Source organism: Rickettsia sp. TH2014, assembly GCF_019249195.1.
Classification (GTDB): domain Bacteria; phylum Pseudomonadota; class Alphaproteobacteria; order Rickettsiales; family Rickettsiaceae; genus Rickettsia; species Rickettsia felis.
This window is the reverse complement of sequence record NZ_MXAX01000038.1, coordinates 1-1,980: the sequence shown is the minus strand read 5'-3', so window position 1 is coordinate 1,980 and position 1,980 is coordinate 1. Positions and strand designations below refer to the sequence as shown.

Genomic DNA, 1,980 nt, shown 5'->3' with positions numbered 1-1,980 from the left:
TCTAAACTGCAATACGGAGGCACGACCAATCACGCCACATAGCCTTTACTAATGCAGGCTGACCACGCATATTCTCGATCGTATTAATAGCCTCGTCAGACATCTTAGGAATAAGCTTTAAACAAGCTTCTTCTAAACCTGCACCAGCAGCTAAAATTAAGGCTGTATTACCGTTCTCATCGGATTGATTAAATAAATTAGTATTTTTTATTTTATCAATTAACTTTTCAACTTCTTTTTTATCGCTATCTTTTGCGGTTATTACACGCGTCAATTTTTCTAGTAAAGATATTAGCTGATTATATAATATTTCATCTGATTCTTCATGTATTCCAAAAAATTTTTTCACCCTTGTAAACATAATTCATCCTTATTAAATTCTATAATTTTTTAATATTTTGTTAAAAATCAACAAAAATATGAATATATCATAATAAAGGGCTTTAAAAATGCAATAGATATTTAATCGAAGATATAAAAAAGTGGGATTGAAATAAGAAATGGTGGCCACGGTTGGAATTGAACCAACGACACAAGGATTTTCAGTCCTTTGCTCTACCGACTGAGCTACGTGGCCGTATATACTCGTTTAATTTGAAAAATTGGCTACATCGTTCTACAAGAGCTGCGGTACTCACGTATAAGTATACGCTGCGTTCCTCGTCTTGTGAACTCCTTGCTCTTTTCCAAACTAAACTCCGTCTATACTATTCTTTCATTTATTTAGGGTGTAAGAAAAGCCAAATATAACTTAAGCTTATAATAGATTAATCGGCTTTTGTCTATTCTTAATTAGTAATATTAGACAAAATACTTAATTATGATATTATGAGCGTTTATTTTTATAACGGTTTTTTATGATCAAAATCGGCGATATAGAACTTCCTTCAAATGTAATTCTTGCTCCAATGTCTGATATTACGGACTTAGAATTTAGAAAGTTGGTGAAAAGATTCGGTGCAGGGCTTGTAGTTTCTGAGATGATAGCAAGTCGGGCAATGGTTGTGAAATCTAGGCAGTCAATGCAAAAATGTGCTATCGTGCATGACGATCCGACAAGTGCATGCGTGCAGCTAGCGGGCTGTGAGCCGAATGTAATATCTGAAGCTGCTAAAATGAACGAGGATATGGGAGCAAAGATTATCGATCTTAATTTCGGCTGTCCGGCGAAAAAAGTAGTAGGCGGTTATGCAGGCTCGGCTCTAATGAGGGACGAGCAGTTAGCAGCTAAGATTTTTGAAGCTACCGTTAAAGCGGTAAAGATTCCGATAACGGTTAAAATGCGTATGGGGTGGGATGATAACACGAAAAATGCTCCGACTTTGGCTAAAATTGCTGAAAGTTCAGGAATCCAGATGGTTACCGTTCACGGTAGGACTAGATGTCAGTTTTATTCAGGTAGTGCCGATTGGGATTTTGTACGAGCAGTTAAAGAAGCGGTAAAAATTCCGGTTATCGCTAACGGCGACATCACTAATTTTGCTAAGGCAAAAGAAGCCCTGCAAAGATCAGGTGCAGACGGTATAATGGTCGGTAGGGGAGCGTACGGCAAGCCTTGGCTTATTTCGCAAATCGCACATTATCTTAAAACCGGCGAAGAAAAGCCCGCCCCTTCTATAGCAGAGCAGCTAGATATCGTAACTGAGCATTATGAGGCAATAATTGACTATTACGGTGAATCTGTGGGCGTACCTATTGCTCGTAAGCATATTGGTTGGTATAGTAGCGGTCTGCCAAGTTCAGCAGAGTTTAGAGGTGCCGTTAATTTGATGAACGACCCCGCAGAGGTAAAAGAGAAAATCGCAGAATTTTATACGAGTGTTATGAAAGAGTAAGCGTTGTTGCCTGGATACTGAGGGTCGTCATTCCCGCGTAGGCGTTGTTGCGTGGAGATTAAAAAAAAGTCAATATAGCGCTTAGAGTATAAAAATGATTAAATTTTATATAATTCTAAAATGTAATAGTTGAGATTTAATCTTA

2 protein-coding genes and 1 tRNA gene are annotated in these 1,980 nt (G+C 37.9%); 1 reads left to right on the top strand and 2 read right to left on the bottom strand.

Annotated elements, in window-relative coordinates; all coding sequences use genetic code 11:
• Position 1: 1 nt before the first annotated feature.
• Positions 2–361, bottom strand: coding sequence for an ankyrin repeat domain-containing protein (locus KYQ89_RS00540; protein ID WP_256621163.1), 360 nt, complete (start codon positions 359–361; stop codon positions 2–4).
• Between the two features lie 140 nt (positions 362–501).
• Positions 502–577: transfer RNA gene (locus tag KYQ89_RS00535), tRNA-Phe, on the bottom strand.
• A gap of 280 nt (positions 578–857) precedes the next feature.
• Between KYQ89_RS00535 and dusB the strand changes: the two genes are divergently transcribed.
• Complete coding sequence (dusB, locus tag KYQ89_RS00530) at positions 858–1,835, top strand: tRNA dihydrouridine synthase DusB (protein ID WP_218459859.1); 978 nt, start codon at positions 858–860, stop codon at positions 1,833–1,835.
• Positions 1,836–1,980 lie beyond the last annotated feature (145 nt).